Source organism: Maribellus maritimus (genome assembly GCF_022267315.1).
In the GTDB taxonomy this organism is placed as follows: Bacteria; Bacteroidota; Bacteroidia; order Bacteroidales; family Prolixibacteraceae; genus Draconibacterium; species Draconibacterium maritimum.
In genome coordinates this window covers 55,229-79,881 of the sequence record NZ_JAIKLE010000001.1, presented here as the reverse complement: position 1 = coordinate 79,881, position 24,653 = coordinate 55,229, and the positions used below count along the sequence as shown (strand labels likewise).

Genomic DNA, 24,653 nt, shown 5'->3' with positions numbered 1-24,653 from the left:
CTGTCATGCCTTTTTTTAGGGGGTAGTATATTTCGTCCTTTTTGTTATTCAACAAATCGGAAATTTTTCACGAATCAATATCCTTTTCAGGTTCTGATCAAAATAAGTTTATCAGTAGTAAATAAAATCTGAGAGATAAGCTTGTACAATATTGAATAATGTAAAAAATATTTTGTTTACCAATAATATCTAAAAATATGAAAAATTTATTTACCCATTCATTTTTTCTGCGCTTATGCGTAATAGTTATTTGCTTTTTGGGACTTACAAAGAGTATGGTCGCAGCTGAACCTAATTACGACCTATATATAATTGATAATCGTGACGGAGAACTCTCTCTTGTTGCTGATATAGGACCAAGTATATATGATGCGTCCGAATACATTACCGTACAATTTGTTATTTCCAGTAAATCCAGACCGTTATCAAAAACAACAGCTTTAGATACTCTGGATAATCCATATTTTCCGTATTACCGTTTTACAGATGTAGATGTTACCGATTTTTATCCGGGTGAAGAAATAAGCGTTACAATGAAGGTTAATTACTGGTACATGAGATTTAATATATATCATACATCCCATCCTTTTTCTGTTTCAAAAAATCATACTCTTCAAGTTCCGGCTGTTTATATCGAAGAGTGCTCGTCATGTTACAGCGACTTTATTAAAGTTAAGGTACACGACAAACATTTATGGGCCTATGAGAAATCGAGTAAAATGAGGCTTTACAAAGAAAATGCCGATGGAAGTACAAAATGGCTCGCATTACTGTTTGATAATAACTCAGGAGTAAGCAATGTTGAAGTTGATGAAGAAAACGACTGTTTCTATTTTTACCATCGAGGTCTGTCAGCAGGAGATATTTTTAATTATGAGCTTCAGGCGTGTTATTATAAAATTTTGCCCAATTATGGTGACCAGTTAGATGTGGATGGTTGTGCGATGCGTCATTATACCGATTACTATCCTTATGAAGACTACGATGACGATGACCATGAAACGGGCGAATGTTTTGAAATGAATCTACAGGCTAGTACCGATAAGTCACAATCAATTGTTCTGAATTGGAATAAAACAACTGCACCGGAAGTTACCGGCTACGTTGTTGAACGGCGAACCTATGATTATGTATATGATAATTACCGTGAAAGTTACAATGACTTACCTTCACTAACAAGCGCTGCAGACGAAAGTTCCTCGATCGTGCCCGGTTACTATTATAATTATCTCGTTACCTCCATACCAGAGGGCTATCTTCGCGACTCAACAAATGGAAGGCTTTTACCTGACGGCATAATATCAGGAAAAGTAGTCACCAATTCTGAGAGTGGGCTGCCCAATGTTAAAGTGATTGCCAAACGTATAGGCACTGTTGAGTCGGATACCACCACTTATTATTCTACAATGACAAACGGGCAGGGAAAATTTTCAATTGATAAAGTTTACTATAACGAAAGTTCTGATTTTGTAGTCTATCCTGTATTGGAAGATCATAATTTTGATCCTTCAAAAGATACTGTTTCATTGACAACTGCTCATAACCAGGAAACAGGTATGAGATTTAAAGATACCACGTCGCTTATAGTACAGGGAAAGGTACTACAAAGGACACCTGCTGGAAATTACCCTTTATCCGGCGTAGATATTTTATTGGACGATGACAACAGTCAGGGGTTTGTAACTGATTCGGCCGGTAATTTTGCAGTGGCAATTTTAATGGCAGGGCAGCATAAACTTACTCCGGCTCTGGATTCTCATTTGTTTTCCCCTCCGTCAGTAACATTGAATATTTTAGACAATGAAGAAGGAGTTAATTTTATTGATACCACAGAATTTAAACTCGATGGTTATGTTTCTGCAAGCTGTAATACTTATATAGGGCAGGCAAAACTCCGCATTTCCGATGTTGACGGATATTTTAGTATGCTGGTAGAAACAGATGCAACCGGTTACTATTCAGTAGATTTACCGGCTCGAAAATACACAATTGATATGGAATCGTTTATTTCCGTCGATCAGGATATGATAGCGGCCAACGATGTATTGGCATATTTTAAACCCGACAGTATAGATCTTACATACCATGACACCAGTTATAATGCAACTTATATACTCCCTCCAAAACTTGATATTGACTGGGGGGACAATAAATCTTCATCATGCGGTTTAATTATTATGGAACAGGGAGATACAAGTGATGTTGTTTTTCACGTTACCGAAGAGTTAAACGGACAAGTGTGTGATGCTAATGGCGGTTATATTGTTGTAAAGCAAAATATTGAATCAGAAAATTTTTCTTACGACACATTGTTTTTTGAAGACGGGATTGACACTTTGACAATAGTCCCGGGTAAACCTAAAATTACCGGAGACTTTCTAAAAGAATTTTACGCAACCGTTTATTTGGGTAATAACGAAGTTTCTTCGGGTAAAATAGATATACTGGTTGTTGGTAACAATCCCCGGGATAATACATTTACCACTGTTACCCCCTCCATGCCTTTTCTCATTCTACACGACCCACCGGGAGACGCAAGTTACAGTTATCTTGAAGAAAGTACGACCATCGAAAACTCCATGAGTTTTAGCACGCTCAAGGACGGAGCTGTAAATGCTTGGTCCGAGGCGAGGCTTGGGGTAAAATTTGAAGCAGGCTCAGGGTTCCTTAATACCGAAACTGAAATCTGGGGCTCGGTTGGTGTTTCTACAACTATAGGTGCAACATCAGTTGAAAATAACGAATTGATTTATATAGTTACCAACACCGAACGGTTTGAAACATCAAGTGATGAAATTACCGGCGCTGATGGAGATGTATATGTAGGCGGGGCGCTAAATTTGATTTATGCCCTCACGGATGTCATAACCTACGACTACAATAATTGTGAGCCGGTAAAAAGTACTGAACTTATTGTTGCCCCGGATGGGTTTAACACAACTTTTATGTATTCAGAAGAACATATTTCCCAAACCTTAATTCCTCAATTGGAAGAATTGGCATATTATGAAGAACTGGATGGCGATGATTTGGAAGCAGAAAGATATTTGACCCAGGCTGATGTATGGCGGCAAATGATAGAAAATAACCACGACAATATTAAAAAAGCAGAGTTTGTAGAGAATGTATCCTTTAGCTCTGGTGTAAATTACGAATCATCTGTTGAGTCGTCTTCAACCCGTTCAATGAGTCTTGAGTATACAGTATATGTTGATGCAGAGGTTGCTGCGGAGGCAGGATGCTTGGTCGGCGGTTCCGGCGGTTCTGCAGGTGTGGGCGTTTCTGTTAAAGCTGAAATTGGCGAATCAAGCACCGCCACGGAAACAAATTCACAAACGGTTGGTTATGTTTTGCAGGATGACGATTCAGGCGATTATTTTAGTGTTGATGTTTTGAAAGACCAGGTTTACGGTACACCGGCTTTTAATACCGTAGCAGGTCGTTCGAGTTGTCCTTACGAAGAAAAAACACAACATCGCGAAAGACTTCAATTAGAAGCTGACGTTTATAACCAGACACTTTCGTCGAATACAGAAAGAGGAGTTTTTGTTCTTGAGCTAACAAACCTCAGCGACAGTAATGAAGACCAGGTTTATAATTTAATGTTCGACGCTACCAGCAACCCCGATGGAGCAGTTGTTACAATAGGAGGGAACACCGTTGGCGGTGGAGAAAAAATACCTTATAGTATCCCGGCGTTCGAGTCTGTCTTTGCAACAGTAACCATTGCGAAAGGCCCTTTAAAAACAACAGCTTATCCCGGTTTGAAATTTACGCTTGAATCAGAGTGTGAAAGCGATATTTCTGATGATGTTTATCTCAGTGTTTTCTATCCTTCTGAATGCAGTGATCTGACAATTGCTTCAGAGAAAAATGTTATTACGGAAGATGTTATGATATTGACACTTTCTGATTATGACACAGCAACTATAGATTATTGTTTTATTGAGGTTCGTGAAAAGGATGCTACTTTTTGGACGACATTGAAAGAGGTTTTGGTGGAAGATTTAAATGAGAATGCTACAGATATTGTTGTTCCTGTCTATAATGTTGAAGATGGTGATTTTGTTTTCAGGGCAGAAATAACCAATGGAGGTTCGGAAAACTACTCAAATAGCATAGAAGTGAAGGTCGACAGAAATGCTCCGGAAGTGATGGGTTATCCACGTCCATTATCTGACAATCTGCTAAATGAAGATTACATTTATGTAGCTTTTAATGAAGCTATTGGTTGTAATCAAATTAATGAAGATAATGTCAAATTTTTAAATGTAACTCAAGGATATATCCCGGTAGATATACAATGGGGGTGTTCCGACAGCATGCTTGTTTTCAATTCTTCATTTACCGGTGTTGACAATGGTGATTACCTTTTAATAAAGCTAACTGGTGTTAGCGATTTATACGGAAATATAAACACCGATACAATTGTCTGGGGCTTTGCTGTTGACGATATTAATGCCTATCTCAATAACGGAGATAAGGATTCCGACGGAGATGACATTGTTGATGCAGCAGATAATTGTACTCTTGTTTACAATCCAGGACAGGAAGATGTTGACAATGATGGTATTGGCGATGTATGTGATGATGATATTGATGGGGATGGCATTCCAAATAATGTTGATAATTGCCCAACGATAGCAAATGCTGACCAAGCAGATTATGATGGCGACGGAGAAGGCGATGCCTGCGATTTTGATACCGACAACGATGGAATAGAAGATGATGTTGACAATTGCCCGTATGTGCAAAACGCCGACCAAAACGACACAGATAAAGACGGGAGCGGAGACGTATGCGACGATGATATTGACGGGGACAGAATAATAAACGACATAGATAATTGTCCGTATGCCGCAAATTCAAACCAGAACGATGTCGATAATGACGGAATTGGTGATGTTTGTGATGATGATATTGATGGTGATACGGTTCTGAATGACGATGATAATTGTCCTTATGTGTCAAACTTAAATCAGGAAGACCTTGACAACGATGGCATTGGTGATGTTTGTGATGAAGATATTGACGGTGATGACGTTCTGAATGGCGACGACAATTGTCCTTTGGCAGTTAATACCGACCAAACAGATTCTGACGGCGACGGAATTGGTGATATTTGTGATGACGATATTGATGGAGATGGAGTATTAAATAGCAATGATAATTGTATTTATGTCTTCAACTCAGACCAGACGGATACAGATAGCGATGGAATTGGTGACGTGTGTGAAAATGACGCTGATGCAGATGGTATACCCGATTCGATGGACAATTGCCCTTTCGTACAAAACACCAATCAAATTGATACAGACAATGATGGTATTGGAGATGTATGTGATGATGATATTGATGGCGACGAAATTTTGAATGATATTGATAATTGTCCATATACTTCAAACAAAGAACAGATTGATACTGATGGCGATGGTACTGGAGATTTATGTGATGAAGATATAGACGGCGATGGCATTCCTAATAGTACTGATAACTGCCCAATAACTCCAAATAGTGGGCAAGCAGATTTCGATGGAGACGGTATTGGGAATGTTTGCGATGGTGACCTCGATGGCGATGGTGTTTTAAATGATTCTGACAATTGTCCTTATGTAGCCAATGCAGATCAGGCCGATGTAAACAATAACGGAATTGGCGATATTTGTGAAAATGATTCCGATGGTGATGGGATTCCCGATGTTACCGATAATTGTCCGTTGACCGCAAATGCTGACCAGGCCGATGCAGACAAAGATGGTGTTGGAGATATCTGTGATAACGATATTGACGGAGACGAAATTCTGAACGTTTACGATAATTGTCCATTGGTATTTAATTTATATCAGCAGGATTCTGATTACGATGGGATAGGAGATATGTGCGATGATGATATTGATGGAGACGGAATTGTGAATGAGCTGGACAATTGCCCAGTAACGCCCAATAATGATCAAATCGACACCGATGGAGATGGGCGGGGAGACAGCTGCGACGGAGATATTGATGATGATAATGTATTGAATAATAACGACAATTGCCCGTTTGTTGTTAATGAACTTCAGCAGGATTCTGATGCTGACGGAGAAGGAGATGAATGTGATGACGATATTGACGGCGATGGAGTGTTAAATGAATATGATAATTGCCCGTTAACAGCAAACGCCGATCAACTTGATGCTGATAATGATGGAGTGGGAGATGTTTGCGAAGCTACATCTGTAATCATTATGGATGAGGAACAATTTGCTTGTGAAGTCTATCCAAATCCATTTAATAATACAGTCTCTTTAAATATTATTTGTGAGAAAGCAGAGGAAATTAGAATTGAATTCTATGATCTGCTTGGAAAATTAAAAATTTCAGAAAAAGTTCGGTTAGTAAGGGGAGAAAACACCCGTGTTGTAAGAACCCGGGAATGGGAATCAGGACTATATACTTATCGATTAATTGGGAAAGAAAATCTAATTGTTGGAAAAGTGATTAAAAAGTAGAGCTGACCGTAGTGTTGGAGAAGCCACTTCGTTTTTCGGGGTGGCTTTTCTTGTAAAAAAGAGATACAAGTTTTGGAACCGGACTTATTTTTTCCTTTTTTTTGCTTTGGGTTCCGGCAGTTCTTTTACGCTTATCCTAACCAGTTCACTTAACCATTCACGGTCGTCTATTTTGTCTTCAATCAGAAAACTTGGCTTGGCTCCGGGATAAGGCGGCGCTTCAATTGTATCTCCAATAAATGTTCTGCCGGCAGCGGTGGGTTTTATAAAAAGTTTGTTATCGCAAATTAGTGCAAACAATTTGCCACCGGAGTAAATTCCATATTCTCCAAACATCGTTCGAAAACTAATTTCTCCGGCGTTTTCAATTTGGTCAACTATAAATTCAACAAAATTCTTGTCTGATGACATTCGATATTTTATGTTGTATATTCTTTTAAATGACAATAAAAAGTTGTGCCCTTATTTATTTTACTTTCCACCCGAATGTAACCTCCATTTTTTTCCACAATATTTTTTACAATATAAAGCCCCATTCCGGTTCCTTCCACTTTTGAAGTGAATCTTTTGAAAGGTTTAAATAATTCGGAACCGGCATTTTTGAGATTAATGCCAATTCCATTATCTTCTACGCTCAAAAGCACCGATTTTTCTTCTTTTATGGTTGAAATTTTCACAAATGATTTTTTTGCTTCAGAAGCGTATTTTATTGCATTGGAAACCAAATTACGTAAAATACTAACCAGATGGGCTTCAATAAAATGAATTTCAGGAGCATCCTCAAAATCGGTCTCAATTGTTCCCTGAAAATTGGTAATCTGATTGCTTAATTCTGCCGCAACCTCTTTCCAAACCTTTATAAATCTGATTTGTGCAATGGCTAATTCCTGTTTTGTTTGAATACTTACGGCTTCCATCAACCCGTCAACCGTTCGTTTTAAACGAATGGTCGTTGGTTCTAACATTTCAACAAGCGTAAGTTTGTCTTCCGGTGCTGACTGTTTTACAAGTTCATTAATATCAATGAGGTTCTGGATAGGAGAGCGAAGGTCGTGCGCAGCTATTTTAAAAAAATCTTCAAGTACATCGTTTAGTTTCGTCAGGTGGTTATTTTTTTCTTCCAGTTGCAATTCTATTTTTTTTCTGTCGGTAATATCAAGATTAATTCCCGCCCAAGAAACGATTTTATCATTGTCATCTTTTATAGGCATTCCGATGGCCAGTACCATTTTTAATTCGCCATCTTTAGTTAAAAATTTATGTTCATGTTCAAAACGATCACCTGTATTTACAGAGGCCATCCATAAATCCATTACTTCTTGTTGTTGTTCGGGAACTAAGGTATCAATCCAACCAAAATCCTGTATTTCTTCAAATGACTTCCCTACCATTTTACAAAACGACTCACTAATATGAATTGTCTTTCCTTCAGCATCAGTTGCCCATACTCCATAATCAACCGATTCACCCATTATACGGTAACGTTGTTCTGATTCAGCGAGTGCCTGTTTGTCCAGTGCCAGCTGTTTCAACAAATATTCGCGTTCTACTTCAGCATTTTTTTGTTGGGTTACATCTCGTACAACTATTACTGCGCCGGTAATTTTTCCGTCGTTTGAAATGATCGGACCGAAACTGTAACTGCCCACCCATTTTTCGCCGGTGTCTTTTCTTAATAAAATATATTCAGCATTTGTGGCTGATTTGCCCTTTAAAGCTTTTGTTCCAGGCCAGTCTTTAACCGGTGCAGGGCTTTCATCAGGGAAAAAAAGTGCAAGAAATTCGTTATAATCCGCAAGTACATTCGGGCACTCTTCTCTGTTTTTAAATCTGTGAAAGGTAACAAAAGCGTCATTGTAATAAAGAAGCTTGAGCTCGGGATCAAAAATAAATACAGCGTCAGTCATACTGTAAAGAGCAGCTTTTATTGTTTCCTGGCTTTGTTGTAATTCTTTTTGAGCCGCCTTTCTTTCACGATTGTCAATGCCGATTCCAACCTGTCTGCCGTCTTCCAATTTTACGTTTGCCCAAATGGTTTCGATTTCGTTGCCTCCTTTCCCTGTCATAACAAAATCCTTAAATCCAGGTTGTAACGACTGCATAAACATTGCAGCTTTTTTTCTGTATTCAGGATCCGGATAAACAAGTTCCATTATATTTTTTTTCCTGATATCAACTTCACTCCAGCCGGTTATCCTCTCAAATTCTTTGTTAACATCTATTTGTTGCAAATCCGGGTTATAAATGGTAATCATCGCCGGGACGCTGTCGAAAATGGTTTGAAGTAGTACATTGTTACTTTCAAGCTGATCTTTTAATTGTTTTCTTTGTGTAATATCAAGCATCGTAGTAATGATAGTCCTATCCTCGCTTTTTTTTAGCAGTTCACTTGATATAAGCACAGTTAAAGTTTTGCCAGAGAGGTGGTGCAGTTTCGTTTCAAAATTTCTTACCGATCCCGTTTTTTTTATGATTTGAATAAGTCTATCCCGGTCATTTGGATCGGCATACAAGTCAATTGAAAGCGTTGTTGCCCCAGTAATATTTTTACGGGTTAGCCCTGTAAGTTCGAAAAAGGCATCATTCACATCATATATTTTTCCGTTGTCTAGATTGCTTATAATCATTGAGTTTGGGTTCGATTTGAAGGCACTTACAAATTTTTCTTCATTTCTGCGCAATTCTTTTTCAGCTTCAACTCGTTCCGTAACATCATGAATAATAGAAAACAATGTTGGTTTTTTATTTATGTTGTAAAGCGAAGTATAAACTTCTACCTGCCGTATTGTCCCGTCGGCAATCCGATGCGGGAAAATAAAATAATCCTTTTTTCGCTGGGTTACTTTCTTTCTTTCTCTTTTTATTTCATCCGGAGACAGCATGTTGATGTCTTCAATTTTTAAGGATAAAAGTTCTTTTTTAGGGTACTTGTAGAATGCTACTGCCGCTTCATTAGCGTCTACAATTTGTCCGGTTTCCTGCTCAATCATAAGCATTATCGCCCGGTGGGAATTAAACATCTTCCTTAATACTTTTTTATCAGAAACATCGAGAAACCTTTTCAGATTTTGATTTTCTTCCTCGAGCTTTTTAATGTAATCTTCGGTTTGATTCATTCTTAATACAAATAGGTGTCAGAGTGTTGAATTTTTTATAATATATGAAAAATTGAGAAACTATGCGAATTTTTTATTGTTAATATTTTGTAAGTCTGGTAGTTGAAAAGACTGATAAATGAGATTGCAGTTTTAGATAAAATAACACGCTTCGCAGGAAGATTGAGTTATTGATTTCCAATAATAAATTTTTTTTTATCATATTTCAAACCCCGTTTTCTAAATAAAACCTGTTTTTCCTGTTTTTGTTTTTAGCGGTTTGGATTTTTGGATTTATTTCGCCTAATCTTCGCAGAGGTTTATCTCCAGAAAAAGACAACAGTTGATTTTTTCAGATGGTTTTTATATATAGGTGTTAGTTTAGTGTGTGCAGATGTATTGCCAAATATTTAAAAGACCAATAGAGAAGTTTTCCAGAATTTAGCTCAGACTCAATACTACTTTTTAGGAAAGCTTAATATTTGCATTTTTCAGGCTCGTTTTTAATATAATACGGTTTGTAATTTTTCGCTGTTTTATCCATACAGCCGCAAAGATTTAACAATTTTATATTTTTGAAATCAATAGGATGACTTTCAGCCTGTAAAGCAATATATCCTTCCGTAAGGATTTCACCTTCACGTGCCAGCCAGTTATTTTTACTTTCTGTTATTCCAAAATTTTGCCAGTCATTATCGATGTCGGCATTTATAAATCCTTTTGTAATTTGCGGTTTTTGAAAGGCTAAGACAGTGTCACCTTCAACAATAAACGTCATTTTTTCGCCGCCAAGAACAATTGCTTCAACATGTATCCACTGGTCACCATTATATGTTTTTGATGTAGAATTAATACAGTGGTTAAAATTTATAGAATCTCCCATTTCGACGGCAGTGCCCGGCGTACAAACATTGGCAGTGGTGCGTTCTCCCTGGTTAAGTCCACCCAGAAGCTGCAATTCTATTGAAACCGGAAAATCCTGCCCGTAGTCGTTGCTCTTCGCCGATTGCGAATGTAACATAACACCGCTGTTTCGGATATTCCAGGTTGCACCTCCTTTTAGCTGTTCGCCAACAAAACGGTAGTCAAAACTTAATTTGTAGTGCGAAAAAGGTTCCTTATAGTACATGTGTCCGAAATAGTCCTCAAATTCATAGTAGTTATCATAACGAATACGAATCATACTATCTTCTACCACAAATGTTTCTTTATAGTTTTGATCAACCGGAATTCCGGCAATTTTAATTTCCCAGCCTGTTAGATCGGTTCCGTTAAATAGATTTATCCAGTCTTCTTTTGGGACAATACTTGTATTTTGCGATTTCGAAATAGTAGAAACGAAAAGAAATAGTAAGATGAAAAGCTTTTGCATTATTGAGATAAATTGATTTAGATTCCGGTAAAAGTAGTAAAAGTTTCAAATACTGCATATTCAGTTTTTTTTGTTAGATTGAGTATTTTTACTCAAACTTTGAAACAAAGTGTGTTCTTGAAGCTAATCGGTATTATTCCGGCATCTGGAGATTAAGGTTAATATTTGAATTTTCTCTTTTCGGTTTTGTTTGCTGGGCGTTGTTTGATTTGGAAGCACAAATAGCGGCTGTAATTTTTTTATTGTTTTTGTACTAAAGAAAATATAGAAGCTCTAAAAAGGAGTCCTTGTTCAGTTTGAAAAGCGATAGTGGGGTTTCGCTTGAATAAAAGCTATAGACAAAGGAGCTTGTAAAAAGAAATAAAAATTGTTGTCAATAGCGTCACAGATGCAGTTCTGTGTAATTTGAGCATAATGGATTCAAATTTTCCTGTACTCAGTATTGATCCTGACAAAATAATCACTAAAACAGATGCAATAGCCAAACTTATTGATGTGACAAATAAGCTTGTCTTTCCATCGTTTTTTGAGAAGTGTATCATCAGTATAATAGTGAGAATTATAAATCCGAATGTTGCTAGTTTGTGGATGGTAAAAGTTCCCGATTGAAAAGGTTTTCCGGTTTTGTGTAAAATTATTCCAAAGATGATGGACAAAACCGTCAGGCTGCTATTGACAAAAATTTTTGTTGTGATTTCCATTGGTGTATTTTTTGGATTCGTTTTTATTACAAAAGTAATGAACACCTTGTGGAGGAATGTTTGATAAATGTCAAAAAAAAGGCATCGCTTATTGGTTCTCCTATTACTTCGGACTACAATGTTGGTTGGAAGGAGGGGCTATTTTAACATTCCTGTTTATAAATATTTCCAGGAATTTTTTACAAAAATATTCAGGTACGGTGCTGTTTTTTTTGAAGTTGCGGTAAACAAGAATTGCAGTTTTTTTACTCAAATTTATTCGCCAGGGGAAAAAAACTACCGACTGTTGTTTTTACTTCATCCAGCCAGTACTTTCTCTCCGTAGTTGTACTGGTAACAATTATGCGAAACATTTTACGATAAAACTCTTTAACTCCACATAAATCAAAAATACAGTTTTTCCAGAGTGTTTCCAATGGGTCTAAAAAGATATTATTTTCTCTTTCCTTACTTGTGTTTGATGTATTGAAAACCACAGCAGTTTTGGCTTTCAGTAACCCAACCGGAACTCCTTCGCCTCCATCTTCTTCTTCAAACTCATAGGCAATTCCGGGTCTGATAACACGGTCGATCCAACCTTTTAAGAGGGCAGGCGGTTGTCCCCACCAGTTGGGATGAACGATAATAATTCCATCACTTTTTACTAAATCTTCACAATGCTTTTTTATAATCTCATCAATCACTCCTTTTTTAGGAATTTCAGGGGTGTTTAGCACCGGATCAAAATTCTCCCGGTATAAATCGTGAAAGATAACGGAATGTTCATTTTCTATTAGTTGCTTTATACAGGTTTGGGCTATTGCATAGTTGAAACTATTTTTATCAGGGTGAGCAAGTACAACTAAAATATTCATAATACCGGTTAGTTTGATTTTTAAGCGAGTAAAAGTAGTATTTTCTTTAGTGGGTGAAAATTGAAATTGACTTTAAATTAATTTCCGGTTCAATAAAAAAAGTAACCGGAAGAACCTGGTCTCTGGTCCTTCCGGTTAACATTTTATTTTGTGTTTTTTACTACACAGAAAATTACCTGCTCACCATTCCACAAATCTCCTGAAGGAAGGACATTAATATAAAAATTAAACTGTTTAAATCCAGACTGTAAAAGTTCATTTTTAATATCTGTTTCGGAAAAGAAATGGGTGTAAAAGCGATAAATTTTTGGGGTTTCATATCCATTGACGATGATGTGTTGATAGAGAATAACCTTTTCATCTGTATAATGAAATGACTCTGAAAGTGCTAAATAAGGCTTATCACTCCAGAAACCTTTTTCCTGTGCCTCCCAGCTTCTGGGAAAAATTTTTTGTTCCAGTTTTTGGTCGTTATTCACATCGAAAATAAGAGTTCCGTCCGGTTTTAACCATGTTTTAATATTACTTAAAAGCTGTTTTCTTTCGCTAGGTTTTAATACACAATAATCAGTATAAATGAGAATTACCAAATCAAACTGGTTTTCTTCCAGTTGAAGATTACGATAGTCTTCATTTTTATAGCAGATGTTAAGTTGCTTTTCTTCCGCCTGTTTTTGTGCGTATTCAATAGAATTTTTTGAAAAGTCAACCGCAGTAACTTTGTGCCCCTTTTGTGTAAAGAGCTCTGAATACAGACCCGGGCCGCAGCCCAGATCCAGAATTCTGAGAGACGTTTTTTGTACTTGTCCCAAAATCCAGTCAGTGGTTTTTTTAATGGTGCTTCCCTTGCGACTTGCCAGGTCAATTTCGGTATCAAGGTGAACCTGTAGTAATTGTTCGGAAATATAGTCGTTGGTCCACATTACATCAGTGCCGGGTGTATACAGTTCCGGTTTTTTTGTGTATGTGCTTATCTCTTTGATATTCATTTTTATTCTTTTTAATGATAGATTTAATGATTGACGACAAATGTTGCTTTGTCGGTCAACGTAAATTTTGAAAATTTTATAATGAATTTTTTGAAAAGCACGAATGTATATGAATAACTTTTCTACATCAGTAAGTGCTTTTCATTTTCCCCGGAAGGGATTTTTGATACGTTTTTTCTCTTTTTGAAAGTAATGCAAAAGTAGCAAATGTTTTTTATTTTATTAATGTTGAGGGGCAAGATATTTAGTAATCTGTTCTTTCAATCAACTCTTTTATCCAATTTATGGTTAATTCTGCGTGGGCTAAATGTGTGTAATGATCTCCTTCTAATTCAACAAGCTTTGCATTTGCAAAACCCTCAATAATATCAGGTTGATATTTCGACCATTCCAATTGTTTTGCTGAGAGTAATATTATTGGCATGTCTTTCGGGATTTTTAAATTGTTCATATAATTCAGGTTGGGAATAAATTGGTACCACTCTTTTCTGTATTTTACTTTAAAACGGCTTTCGTACCATTCCGTGCCACCTTCGATGTATTTTTTCAGCTTTTTTTTGCTCATACTTTTCCAATATGATTCTGCGCTCGGATCGAGCAATAACATTCCTGAAACTTCCTCGGGGTACTCGTATGCAAAATAACGATCGATAAGTCCCCCCAACGAATGCCCAACCAAAATATAAGGAGGTTTGATATTTTCTTTTTTCAGAATGCTTTTTAGTTCGGATACCATATTGGGGATGCTTCGTTCCTGGCGGGAAAGATCAGATTTTCCAATATCTGCGCGGTCGTATAAAAATACCTTTGCAAATTTTGCAACCGAATCCGGAATTGATTGCCACACCTCCAGGCTATCGGACATACCATTTTCAAACAAAACAGTAATGTCTCCGTCTCCTAATGTTTTTATGCGGAACTTTTGTCCGTCAATGTCTGTAAATCTTTCCTGGCTTGTTGCTGCCAAAGAAATTACAATCAGGATGTTTGCGAAGAAGGTTTTCATATGTGGTCGATTTTGGTTAATCTGCTAATCCAAAACCTGCGGGGTGGTTGTAGGTCCGTGTACAAGTAATTTTCCATCATTTGTTACTTCCATTGCATCAATAAAAACCACTCTTTCCTGTCCCGATGCTTTGGTTCTTCCGTGGTACACGCAATACATTTTTTTACCGTCTTTCGACCAAGTAACGCTGTTGTGCCCGGTTCCCGTTACTTCACCACCCTGTTCTGTATTTTTTTGTAAAACCGGATTGTTATCTGCTTTTGTAAAAGGTCCCAGCGGACTTTTGGATGTTGCATATCCTAGGGCATAATTTTTTCCGGCATAAAAATTAGCTGAATACATCATGTAAAAGGTTTCATCTTTTTTGAAAATGTATGAACCTTCAGTCCATCGGCGATTTACTTCACCCGATGTTACCGATCTGCTTTCCCATTCGGTTTGTTTGTTATCCATTTTCACCGGCGGCCGAAGCAATAGAACCGGATCGCCAATTATTCCGGAGAAATCAGGCTTTATTTCTACTCCGTAAACCCAGCTTTCCTCAATTTCTTCAAACAGATTCTGTTTGCGAGCCCAGTCGGCTACTTCGCTTTCTACCGCGTGTTTATAACAGCAGCGTGAATAGTACATGAAAACTCTGCCATCGTCGGTAAACAAAAGGTTGGCATCAATTATGGGATATCCCGGATTAAAAACAGGTCCATTGCTGATTTCTTTAAAAGGGCCGGTTGGTTTATCGGATGCAGCTACACCAATTCGGAAATTTTCAAGCTCGTTTGTTGGATTTTCTTTCCACTGCGCACTAAAAAACATGTAAAATTTTCCTTCGACTTCATATACTTCAGGTGCCCAGAAATCACCGATTCCCCATGAATCTTCTGTATTCCCCTTGTAAACCTGGCCTTCTTCTTTCCAATGCACCAGATCGTCAGAAGAACAAACCCTAAAACCATCTTTTACACCTCCCGTTCCGTACATATAATATTTTCCGTCGGATGCTTTAAGAACATAGGGATCTCCAAAAGCTACATCCAGCGGGTTGGAGTATTCTGTTTTTGATTTTTTCTCCGTACAACCTGATAAAACCAGAAAGGCGATTATGCCTGAATAAAGAAGCAATTTTTTCATGTAGATTTTTAGTTAGCAAAATTATTTCGACTAAAATAGTATATTTTTCTTGTTGGAGTATTTGTTTTGCATATTTCCGAAATCTGCAAATCTTTAAAACTGCTTACATTCAACCAGAAAGACGGTTTGGGCTAAACTATGTCAATTCGTTTTGCTTTTCCTTGTGTCATTTTGAGTTGTAGTCCCTACAATGGACAGTGTTCTCTGTTGTGGACTACGTGTGTTTCTTTTATGTTGTGATAAGTTGTTGTGGGCTAGTTTTTTATGTTTTTTGGCATGAAACTGGTATTTGCTTTACAGCTTTATGAAATGATTTTTCAAAAGTAAATAGGAACAAATATGAATAGAAAAATTGTAATAAAAATAGCGATAGGGATTGTGGTGGTTCTGGAAGATATACTTAAGAGGTTGATACTTGGAGAGAGTGACAGAGCCCTTGTATATGTGTCTGTGGAGTCCGGTTTGTCCGGATTTCATAGGCCTTTACGTAAATAGTAAAATTGGTTGGTAGGGTGAAAAATAAGAATATGCGTTTGATAAGCTAACTTTTATGAGGAAGCTTGAGTCCGTGATGATTGGAAATTATTTCCCTGATTCACGGACTTTTGTTTTGTGTAAAAGCCGAAGGATTTAACTCTTGACTTTCTTTTTTTTAATATGAATGAATAGGGGTTTATTGTACCATTAACTCTAAATTTTATACTTTTATCTTCAGAATAAAAAGAACCCAAAAGAAACAGAATAATGAGTATTCTATTTAAAAGATATTTTGTAAGCAGGTTATTAGTTTTTCTTATTTCCATTTTCACAATTATTTCGTGTCAGCAGAAGGTAAGAGATACTTTTCCGGATGGAACCGCAATCCCTAACTGGTTTTCGGACACCACAAAAATAGATGTAACAATTCTTGGAAAAATGTATTTAGTTTCCGATTACGGAGCTATATCAGATGATTCTACTTTGAATACAGAGGTCATTCAGAATCTTATCAATCAGGTTTCGGCAGAAGGAGGAGGGGTAATTGTTATTCCGAAAGGAGCTTTTCGCAGTGGGGCTCTCTTTTTTAAAACCAATACACATTTGCATTTGGAAGAAGGCGGAATTTTAAAAGGTTCAGACGATATTTCTGATTATCCAATGCAGGCATCGCGGATGGAGGGACAGAATCTTGAATATTTTCCCGCGTTGATAAACGCATACAATGTTCCCGGTTTTACTATAACAGGTAAAGGAACAATTGACGGAAACGGAAAAAAATATTGGGAAGCTTTCTGGCAACGTCGAAAAGAAAATCCACAATGTACCAACCTGGAAGTTTCACGTCCTCGACTGGTGTTTATTTGGGGCTGTGATAGTGTTTATATTCAGGATGTGCACCTGCAAAATACCGGTTTCTGGACCACACATCTTTATCAGTGCAATTATGCAAAAATATTGGATGTATACATTTTTGCTCCGCGCACACCAATACCGGCACCTAGCTCTGATGCCATCGATTTGGATGTTTGTTCCAATATTTTGGTTCGAGGCTGCTATATGTCGGTGAACGACGACGCTATTGCATTAAAAGGAGGAAAAGGGCCGTGGGCCGATAACGATCCTGATAATGGGGAAAATACGAATATTCTGATAGAAGATAACACCTTTGGATTTTGTCATTCAGCGCTTACGTGTGGGAGTGAGTCCATCCACAACCGAAATATTCTTATGCGCAATTGTAAAGTTGATGAGGTTGCTCGTTTGATTCATTTGAAAATGCGGCCGGACACACCTCAGAAATATGAGTATATAACGATGGAGAACATAGAGGGAAACGGCGTAAATTGTATTTATATTCGTCCTTGGACCCAGTTTTTTGATTTAAAAGGCCGCGAAACGCCACCGCTTTCCGTTTCGGAAAATATAACCTTTCGGAATATAAAAATGAAGGTGAAGAGTTTTACCAACATTGGAATAACGGAACATGATCGTTTGCAAAGCTTTACTTTTGAAAACGTAGAGATTGAGGCTGAAAATCCGGGAATTGACACCGCTGTTTTTGATGGAATTGTGTTAGACAATGTGGTGGTTAACGGCAAACTTTTGTAAATTTTTAAACGCCAGGAACAGAGGATTTTCTTGATAGTGAGTATTCTTGTTCTTTATGATGAGTATCTGTATCAGGCTTGATTTTTTGTCAATTTTTAAAAGAAAATTGCACCATGAATAAAATACTTGCGCAGTTGAACCCCCAGCCTTTATTTGATTATTTTGAACAAATTTGCCAGGTTCCCCGACCTTCCAAAAAGGAAGAAAAGATAAGGCAATTTTTGCTCGATTTTGCAAACAACAATAGTTTAGAAGCTAAAACAGATAAAGTCGGGAATGTTTTAATTTCAAAACCGGCAACACCAGGAAGAGAAGATGCTCCCAAAGTTATTTTACAAACTCACATGGATATGGTGTGTGAGAAAAATAGCGATAAAACTTTTGATTTTGAAAAAGATGCGATAGAGCCAGTGCTGGAAGATGGTTGGGTAAAAGCCAACGGGACTACATTGGGAGCCGACTGTGGAATTGGGATTGCAGCTCAAATGGCGGTTTTAACCTCAAAAGAAATAAAACATGGCCCGCTGGAATGTTTGATTACTGTAGATGAGGAAACCGGACTTACCGGTGCTTTTTCATTAAGACCTGGTTTTATGACAGGTTCTGTGTTGCTTAACCTGGATTCGGAAGATGAAGGGGAGATTTTTATCGGTTGCGCCGGCGGAATTGATACCGTAGCTGTATTGTCGTTTGAAGGAGGTATGATTTCTGAAAAATCTACGTCTTTGAAACTTTCTGTTTCAGGTTTATTGGGCGGTCACTCCGGCGATGATATTCATAAAAACCGTGGAAATGCCAATAAAATTCTGAATCGTTTTTTGTGGAGGGCATCCGGGGATTTTAAACTTCGTTTAGCTGAATTTAATGGAGGAAACTTGCGAAATGCTATAGCACGCGAGGCTTTCGCCTTAGTTGTCATTCCCGAAGATGAAAAAGAGAGTTTTCTAAGAAGTTTTAATAAATATACTAAAAAGCTTAAATTTGAATATAAGCTATCTGAACCAAATCTGAAACTGAATGCAGAAGAAAGCGAAACTCCGGAATTTGTTATTGATGAGGAAACACAATATAATTTGATAAATGCAGTAAATGCTTGTCCTCACGGAGTTTTGGAAATGAGTACACGAATGGAGGATATGGTAGAAACTTCTACAAATTTAGCTTCCGTGAAATTTTTGGAGGACAATAGAATTTATATAACAACCAGTCAACGCAGTGAATTGGAAAGCCGTAAGTTTATGGCAGCCGGGATGGTTGAGTCGGTTTTTAAACTCGCCGGAGCAGAAGTTGAACACACCGATGGCTATCCCGGATGGACTCCAAATCCCGATTCCAAAGTTTTAAAGATAACTGTTGATTCCTATAAAAAACTGTTTGGAGTTGAGCCGGTTGTTCGGTCAATTCACGCCGGTTTGGAATGTGGCTTGTTTTTGGAAAAATACCCACATCTCGACATGGTTTCTTTTGGTCCGACGATAAAGGGCGCTCACTCGCCAGACGAACGCCTGGACATTCACACCACCGGAAAATTTTGGGATCACCTGGTGGATGTATTGGAAAAGATATAATCAAAAAATATTCTATTAATATTTTCAGAAGAATTTGTGAACCGAACAACTGCAACTAATAAGTATGTTTTCCCGGAGTCCAGCCTTTTGGGGAAAGCAGTTTTTCACCTGATTCATTTGCATCTGTTTCGAGCTCGGTTCCCATTGAATCGTTCCAGCGGTTGAGGTAGCCAAAAAGTGCAATCACACCGGTAATTTCCACAATTTCACCCTCATTCCAGTATTTTCTGAGTTTTTCAGCCACTTCATCATTTACAGAATTTGGGACTGTGGAGGAAGTAAATGCAAAATTGAGTGCTGCTCGTTCAGCTTCCGAAAAGGCCGGGTGGGTTTTAAATTCCCATATATTTTGCAATTGTTCTTCTTTTGCACCGTAGCGTTCTGCAGCCCGTATGGCATGGGCCTGACAATATTTGCAACCTGCTGTGTTGCTGCTGATATAGGCAATCATTCTTTTTAAAGCGCTGGTAACACGCCCCTTATTTTCCATTACTGCTTTATTCATTTCTATAAATGCGTAGGCAATTCGCGGGCGGTGATGCATGGTTTTTATACTGTTCGGGCAAAAGCCCAGTGTCTCCTCATAAAATTCAATTAGTTTCTGTAGTTCAGGATCTTCGATTCCTTTTTTTGGAAATACCAGTGGTTGTCTCATAGTTCGTTAACTTATTTCGGATCTACAGGTATTTTTATATTTCCTTTTTGACTTAATAAAATTGCAAACGGACGTGTCCCCGGGAATTCAGACATAATGATAATTAAAATTACAGTTATCGGTACACTGAGTAACATACCAATCACTCCCCACATCACACCCCAAAGTGAAAGCGTTAAAAATACAACCAACGGACTTATATTGAGTGTATTTCCCATGACTCGAGGCTCCACTAAATTTCCTACAATCAATTGGATTGCTCCAACAATTGCCAAAACCAACAAGCCGGGTGTGAATTCACCAAACTGGAGGATAGCAAAGATAGCGGGAAAAATAGTAGCTATAAGAGAACCAATTGTAGGAATAAAATTCAAAATAAAAATCAGAAAGGCCCAGAAAAGCGGGGCATCAATACCAATAAGAAGCAAAACAAAGTAGCTCAAAAATCCGGTAAGTAAACTTACCAGTGTTTTTAATGCAATATAATTGCCAATGGAGTGATCTATTTTGTCAATCATTTCATTTACCTGGTCATATCGCTTTTTATCCGGATACATGGCCCTAACTTTTTTGGGGAAAATGGGTTCCTCCAGCAAAAGAAAAACCAGGTACAGGAGCACTGTGAATGCATCGCCAAATACTCCGGTGAGAGCTGAGAATATTTTGGACAAAATATCTCCAAAATTCAGGTCTTTTGCAAAATCATTTAGCATCGTCATCAGGTCCACATCAAACTGTTCGTTTATCGACTGAGTGATTTTATTCACGTTCTTTTCATAAACCGGGAGTGTTTTTGAAATGTGCTGTATATTGGCTGAAATCATTTCCACAGCAAAAAGCAGGAAGCTCAGCAACAGTATTGAGGAAATAAGAGTCAGAATCCATTTTGGCCAGCGCCTTATAAATTTAACTTTCGAAAGGATTTTTTTTATTACCCTTATCATAAACCAGAACAGAATGGCCAGAATGAAAGGGATAATAATCGATTGGGCATAAATTAATACCACAACCACTGTTATTACAATAAGAAAAATGTAAATCTTTTTTGATGTTTCCATGAACAGGTTTTACGGCAATATTTGCATTATTCGTAAAGGTAATAATAATGAAATAATTTTTAGGAAATATAGTGTTGCTCAATAAAATCGTGGATTTCCTGCCATTCTTTATCAAAACTGGTTTTAGGCATTGGTCTTTGCGCCCGGTAATACCAGTAGGAAGCATTGCTTAAATCAGGTTCTTTTCTGTGAAGATATGCATGAATCCAATATGCGTCCCTGTTCCCAACATCCTGAACTAATTTGTGTGCTCCATCCCAATCACCATTTTTATCCAATTCCAGTGCCTTCAATAATTTATCTTTCATGACTCAGTTATATATCCGATGTTAAAAAATATACGCGGAATCAATTGTTTGGTTGCCAATATTCGAATGAAAAAATTGTTTATCCCAATTGTTCTGATACGGGTAAGCCCCAGTCTTCCACCATCGCAATTCCAAGTTTTTCCAGTTCGTTTAAAACCGGCTCGTAAATTGATTTTGCTACAGGAATATGCACCCCGGTATCTTTAATCTTTCCTTCCAGTATCATTTTTACAGCTATTGCGGCGGGTAGCGCAACAGTCCGGGCTATAGACGTATCCTCTTTGGTTGCATAATCCAGTAAATGCGATTTGATAACTTCTGTTTTGCCGTTCGCTTTTTCAACAAGAAATGAATGCAACATTATTACCATGTCACGCGCTCCGTCAGGTAGCATCATCTTTTTTAACATCAGGTCGGCAGTTAAGTCAAATGTGCTTCCCTCTTTTAACTGGATTCTTTCTCTGCTGAACAGTCCCAGCCATTCCATCGCAACAATTGCCGGACTGAGCAAATCCAGTTTTAATTTTTCCGCAACTTTTTCCTTTACCCGTGCCGGGTAAACATTTATATTTTCAGCAATAATATCGCAATATGCTCTTCCTTTGAAGTCCTTCTTTTCGTAGCTTACCATTCCCAGTGCTTTTATAGCGTCCAGTGTTTCGCACCAGTTTGGGTAACGGAATGTCCCGCGAAACATCGTTTCAATATCGGGTAAATTGTATATATCAATATAAGCCAGCGAATCGCGGTTGGGGTAAACTTCCATTCTCCCAACTTCGGGAAAATCAATCTGAAGTGGATTTTTAAAGAGATTTTCAGTTGGAATCTCAACAATTTCTCCCTTTTTAAGAAATTTGGCTCCATTGTTTCCGGCCATAATTACACCGTGGGGGGACCATGAAAATTTATATCGAAAAGGATTATCGGCTTCTTCAGGAGCAGCAAGTGCACCACACAACGAGTAAAACTCTTTGATTTTTCCTCCGTCGCTGTGTACTTTGTCAATAATTCGCATCGCAGTCATGTGATCAAACCCCGGATCTACGCCGATCTCATTTAAAATGATAATTCCCGCGTCTTTTGCCTCGTCGTGAAGGGCTTTCATTTCTTCCGAAACATAGGAAGTGGTAACCATATTTTTTTTGAACTTCAGACAGGCTTGGGCAACGTTTACATGGTAGGTATAAGGCAACAACGAAACCACAAGGTCGTGTTCCGAAACCATTTTATCCAGCTCTTCCCGGCGCTCAATAGTCCAGGATACTGCGCGCCCGTTGTTTCTGTTTTGAATTAACTTGTCAGCTTTTTCTTTCGTTCGGCTTGCAATGGTTAGCTCAAACTTGTGGTCGAGAAGATAATCTGCAATTGGTTTGGCTACCATTCCCGCACCAAAAAGAAGTACTTTTTTCATGTTTTATTTTGTTTTTCAAATCAGGAACTGGTTTTTCTGTTGTAGTTCCTGCCACCCTTTTATTTGAAAGTTAAAGTTGGTGATTTTTTTGGAATTAAAACTGAACTTAATGTTACTTAAACAAAAACCGTGCTGTTATACAACATTTCTAAATAGTACAAATAAAAAGGTTTTGCGATCTGTTTTTTTTAAGTGAACAACTTTTCGTAAATTAAATAGATGATTCAATCGTATTCATGTCCGGTTTTCTTTTATGTCGGGATGCCTGAATGTCTCGATGAGGATACCTTTTCGCATTAGTTTTTCCCTTTCAACTTTTTCTTCTGTGAACACAACTACTGAGTTGAGGTGATTTTTTTTAATACTTAAAATGAAAACAATGAAATTTCAATTTGATATAAATGCAGACCTTCAAAAACTGGGGGTTGAAAAAGAAAGTTATGGTATTTGTACCGGAACAAAATGGAAAAAAACGACCGGGAATTTTGTGAAGTCGTTTTCTCCTTCTGATGGGAAATTAATAGGCGGCGTTTACCAGGCTTCTCCCAAAGATTTTTATGAAGTGATTCAAACAGCTAAAAATGCATTCGGAACCTGGAGAATGATTCCTGCTCCCAAACGTGGTGAAATTGTGCGGCAGATTGGTTTGGAATTGAGAAAATACAAAGAACCGCTGGGCAGATTGGTTTCTTATGAAATGGGAAAAATTTTGCAGGAAGGTTTGGGAGAGGTTCAGGAAATGATCGATATCTGCGATTTTGCTGTTGGTCAATCGAGGCAGTTGTACGGATTTACCATGCATTCTGAACGCGAAAAACACAGAATGTATGACCAGTATCATCCGCTTGGAGTTGTGGGCGTGATCTCAGCATTCAATTTTCCGGTGGCTGTTTGGGCGTGGAATGCGATGATTGCGCTGGTTTGTGGCGATGTAGTGGTTTGGAAACCGTCTTCAAAAGTATATTTGTGTGCGGTTGCCGTGCATAAAATTATTGCCAATGTTTTGAAAGAAAATAATGTGCCGGAAGGAGTTGTAAACCTAGTGGCTGCCGATTCCAATCAATTCGGCGACGAATTTCTCAGTAATAGAAATATTCCGCTTATTTCTTTTACCGGCTCAACAAAAGTGGGGAAAAAAGTAGGGCGACTTGTCGGCGGAAGACTTGGAAAAGCAATTCTCGAACTGGGCGGAAACAATGCAATCATAGTTACTAAAAATGCCCATCCGGAAATGGCACTCCGCGCCGTTGTTTTTGGCGCTGTGGGAACTTGCGGGCAGCGATGTACTTCAACGCGGAGAATCATCGTTCATCAATCTATTTTTGAAATGTTTAAAGAAAAGTTGGTGGAGGTTTACAAACAACTTGCTATTGGTCATGCACTCGACCCACAAAAGCTGGTTGGTCCGCTGGTTGATAAAAAAGCAGTGCAAAATTATTTGAATGCCATTCAGCGAGTGGAAGAAGAAGGTGGAAAAATGATTTTGAAAGGAGAAGTTTTGACTGGTGATGAATTTGAGTCAGGATGTTTTGTTAGCCCGTCGATTGCTGAAGTTGAAAACCATTTTTCAATCGTTCAGGAAGAAACTTTTGCACCTTTGCTTTATATGATAAAATATACGGAATTGGATGAGGCGATTCGTTTGCACAACGCCGTTCCACAAGGATTGTCATCCGCAATGTTTTCAACCAATTTATTGGAAACTGAAAAATTTTTGTCACACGAAGGTTCTGATTGCGGAATTGCAAATGTAAACATTGGAACTTCGGGAGCCGAAATTGGCGGTGCTTTTGGCGGAGAGAAAGAAACAGGTGGCGGAAGGGAATCGGGTTCCGACGCCTGGAAAAGTTATATGTGGCGGCAGACAAATACCATCAATTTTAGTACAAATTTGCCTCTGGCGCAGGGAATAAAATTTGACGTGTAGCG

General features: G+C 38.0%; 15 protein-coding genes and 1 pseudogene. 5 read left to right on the top strand and 11 right to left on the bottom strand.

All coding sequences use genetic code 11. From position 1 onward, the window contains the following. Positions 1 to 197 precede the first annotated feature (197 nt). Positions 198 to 6,476, top strand: a pseudogene (locus tag K5G00_RS30110) (thrombospondin type 3 repeat-containing protein); the annotation flags it as partial. 99 nt (positions 6,477 to 6,575) lie between these two features. Here the strand turns inward: K5G00_RS30110 and K5G00_RS00325 are convergent. From K5G00_RS00325 to K5G00_RS00315, 3 genes are all read right to left on the bottom strand, one after another. Then, a complete protein-coding gene (locus tag K5G00_RS00325; RefSeq protein ID WP_238763216.1) occupies positions 6,576 to 6,902 on the bottom strand; it encodes a TfoX/Sxy family protein in 327 nt (108 codons plus the stop codon). An 8-nt stretch (positions 6,903 to 6,910) separates the two neighbouring features. Further along, positions 6,911 to 9,607, bottom strand: a complete 2,697-nt coding sequence (locus tag K5G00_RS00320; protein ID WP_238763214.1) for a PAS domain S-box protein — start codon at positions 9,605 to 9,607, stop codon at positions 6,911 to 6,913. A 454-nt stretch (positions 9,608 to 10,061) separates the two neighbouring features. Continuing rightward, positions 10,062 to 10,958, bottom strand: a complete 897-nt coding sequence (locus K5G00_RS00315) for a 3-keto-disaccharide hydrolase (RefSeq protein WP_238763212.1) — start codon at positions 10,956 to 10,958, stop codon at positions 10,062 to 10,064. Positions 10,959 to 11,372: 414 nt separating this feature from the next. Between K5G00_RS00315 and K5G00_RS00310 the strand changes: the two genes are divergently transcribed. Then, positions 11,373 to 11,567, top strand: a complete 195-nt coding sequence (locus K5G00_RS00310) for a hypothetical protein (protein ID WP_238763209.1) — start codon at positions 11,373 to 11,375, stop codon at positions 11,565 to 11,567. 337 nt (positions 11,568 to 11,904) lie between these two features. Here K5G00_RS00310 and K5G00_RS00305 read toward each other — a convergent pair whose 3' ends face one another. From K5G00_RS00305 to K5G00_RS00290, 4 genes are all read right to left on the bottom strand, one after another. Continuing rightward, entirely contained in the window at positions 11,905 to 12,513 is a 609-nt protein-coding gene (locus K5G00_RS00305; protein ID WP_238763207.1) for an NAD(P)H-dependent oxidoreductase, read from the bottom strand. 143 nt (positions 12,514 to 12,656) lie between these two features. After that, the gene (locus tag K5G00_RS00300; RefSeq protein WP_238763205.1) at positions 12,657 to 13,502 is read right to left on the bottom strand and encodes a class I SAM-dependent methyltransferase; all 846 of its coding nucleotides are present in this window, start codon (positions 13,500 to 13,502) and stop codon (positions 12,657 to 12,659) included. A gap of 244 nt (positions 13,503 to 13,746) precedes the next feature. Further along, the gene (locus K5G00_RS00295; protein WP_238763203.1) at positions 13,747 to 14,508 is read right to left on the bottom strand and encodes an alpha/beta fold hydrolase; all 762 of its coding nucleotides are present in this window, start codon (positions 14,506 to 14,508) and stop codon (positions 13,747 to 13,749) included. Between the two features lie 24 nt (positions 14,509 to 14,532). Further along, positions 14,533 to 15,636, bottom strand: a complete 1,104-nt coding sequence (locus K5G00_RS00290; RefSeq protein ID WP_238763201.1) for a glycoside hydrolase family 43 protein — start codon at positions 15,634 to 15,636, stop codon at positions 14,533 to 14,535. A gap of 744 nt (positions 15,637 to 16,380) precedes the next feature. On the opposite strand from K5G00_RS00290, the gene K5G00_RS00285 reads away from it, so the two are divergent. Next, positions 16,381 to 17,724 (top strand): rhamnogalacturonidase, encoded by a 1,344-nt coding sequence (locus K5G00_RS00285; RefSeq protein WP_238763199.1) that lies wholly within the window; start codon positions 16,381 to 16,383, stop codon positions 17,722 to 17,724. Between the two features lie 113 nt (positions 17,725 to 17,837). Then, a complete protein-coding gene (locus K5G00_RS00280; protein ID WP_238763197.1) occupies positions 17,838 to 19,292 on the top strand; it encodes an aminoacyl-histidine dipeptidase in 1,455 nt (484 codons plus the stop codon). Positions 19,293 to 19,347: 55 nt separating this feature from the next. Here K5G00_RS00280 and K5G00_RS00275 read toward each other — a convergent pair whose 3' ends face one another. The 4 genes from K5G00_RS00275 to K5G00_RS00260 form a co-directional block, all read right to left on the bottom strand. Next, the gene (locus tag K5G00_RS00275; RefSeq protein WP_238763195.1) at positions 19,348 to 19,947 is read right to left on the bottom strand and encodes a carboxymuconolactone decarboxylase family protein; all 600 of its coding nucleotides are present in this window, start codon (positions 19,945 to 19,947) and stop codon (positions 19,348 to 19,350) included. A gap of 11 nt (positions 19,948 to 19,958) precedes the next feature. Next, positions 19,959 to 21,005, bottom strand: a complete 1,047-nt coding sequence (locus K5G00_RS00270) for an AI-2E family transporter (RefSeq protein ID WP_238763193.1) — start codon at positions 21,003 to 21,005, stop codon at positions 19,959 to 19,961. A 59-nt stretch (positions 21,006 to 21,064) separates the two neighbouring features. Next, positions 21,065 to 21,313: a hypothetical protein gene (locus tag K5G00_RS00265; protein WP_238763191.1), complete on the bottom strand. Its 249-nt coding sequence runs from the start codon at positions 21,311 to 21,313 to the stop codon at positions 21,065 to 21,067. 79 nt (positions 21,314 to 21,392) lie between these two features. Continuing rightward, positions 21,393 to 22,724, bottom strand: a complete 1,332-nt coding sequence (locus K5G00_RS00260; protein ID WP_238763189.1) for a saccharopine dehydrogenase C-terminal domain-containing protein — start codon at positions 22,722 to 22,724, stop codon at positions 21,393 to 21,395. 379 nt (positions 22,725 to 23,103) lie between these two features. On the opposite strand from K5G00_RS00260, the gene amaB reads away from it, so the two are divergent. Further along, the gene (amaB, locus tag K5G00_RS00255; protein ID WP_238763187.1) at positions 23,104 to 24,651 is read left to right on the top strand and encodes an L-piperidine-6-carboxylate dehydrogenase; all 1,548 of its coding nucleotides are present in this window, start codon (positions 23,104 to 23,106) and stop codon (positions 24,649 to 24,651) included. The last annotated feature ends 2 nt before the right edge of the window (positions 24,652 to 24,653 follow it).

Excerpts from the sequence above, each read along its gene's own strand:
- K5G00_RS00325 (WP_238763216.1), bottom strand. The coding sequence starts at position 6,902 with ATGTCATCAGACAAGAATTTTGTTGAATTTATAGTTGACCAAATTGAA.
- K5G00_RS00320 (WP_238763214.1), bottom strand. The coding sequence starts at position 9,607 with ATGAATCAAACCGAAGATTACATTAAAAAGCTCGAGGAAGAAAATCAA.
- K5G00_RS00315 (WP_238763212.1), bottom strand. The coding sequence starts at position 10,958 with ATGCAAAAGCTTTTCATCTTACTATTTCTTTTCGTTTCTACTATTTCG.
- K5G00_RS00310 (WP_238763209.1), top strand. The coding sequence starts at position 11,373 with ATGGATTCAAATTTTCCTGTACTCAGTATTGATCCTGACAAAATAATC.
- K5G00_RS00305 (WP_238763207.1), bottom strand. The coding sequence starts at position 12,513 with ATGAATATTTTAGTTGTACTTGCTCACCCTGATAAAAATAGTTTCAAC.
- K5G00_RS00300 (WP_238763205.1), bottom strand. The coding sequence starts at position 13,502 with ATGAATATCAAAGAGATAAGCACATACACAAAAAAACCGGAACTGTAT.
- K5G00_RS00295 (WP_238763203.1), bottom strand. The coding sequence starts at position 14,508 with ATGAAAACCTTCTTCGCAAACATCCTGATTGTAATTTCTTTGGCAGCA.
- K5G00_RS00290 (WP_238763201.1), bottom strand. The coding sequence starts at position 15,636 with ATGAAAAAATTGCTTCTTTATTCAGGCATAATCGCCTTTCTGGTTTTA.
- K5G00_RS00285 (WP_238763199.1), top strand. The coding sequence starts at position 16,381 with ATGAGTATTCTATTTAAAAGATATTTTGTAAGCAGGTTATTAGTTTTT.
- K5G00_RS00280 (WP_238763197.1), top strand. The coding sequence starts at position 17,838 with ATGAATAAAATACTTGCGCAGTTGAACCCCCAGCCTTTATTTGATTAT.
- K5G00_RS00275 (WP_238763195.1), bottom strand. The coding sequence starts at position 19,947 with ATGAGACAACCACTGGTATTTCCAAAAAAAGGAATCGAAGATCCTGAA.
- K5G00_RS00270 (WP_238763193.1), bottom strand. The coding sequence starts at position 21,005 with ATGGAAACATCAAAAAAGATTTACATTTTTCTTATTGTAATAACAGTG.
- K5G00_RS00265 (WP_238763191.1), bottom strand. The coding sequence starts at position 21,313 with ATGAAAGATAAATTATTGAAGGCACTGGAATTGGATAAAAATGGTGAT.
- K5G00_RS00260 (WP_238763189.1), bottom strand. The coding sequence starts at position 22,724 with ATGAAAAAAGTACTTCTTTTTGGTGCGGGAATGGTAGCCAAACCAATT.
- amaB (WP_238763187.1), top strand. The coding sequence starts at position 23,104 with ATGAAATTTCAATTTGATATAAATGCAGACCTTCAAAAACTGGGGGTT.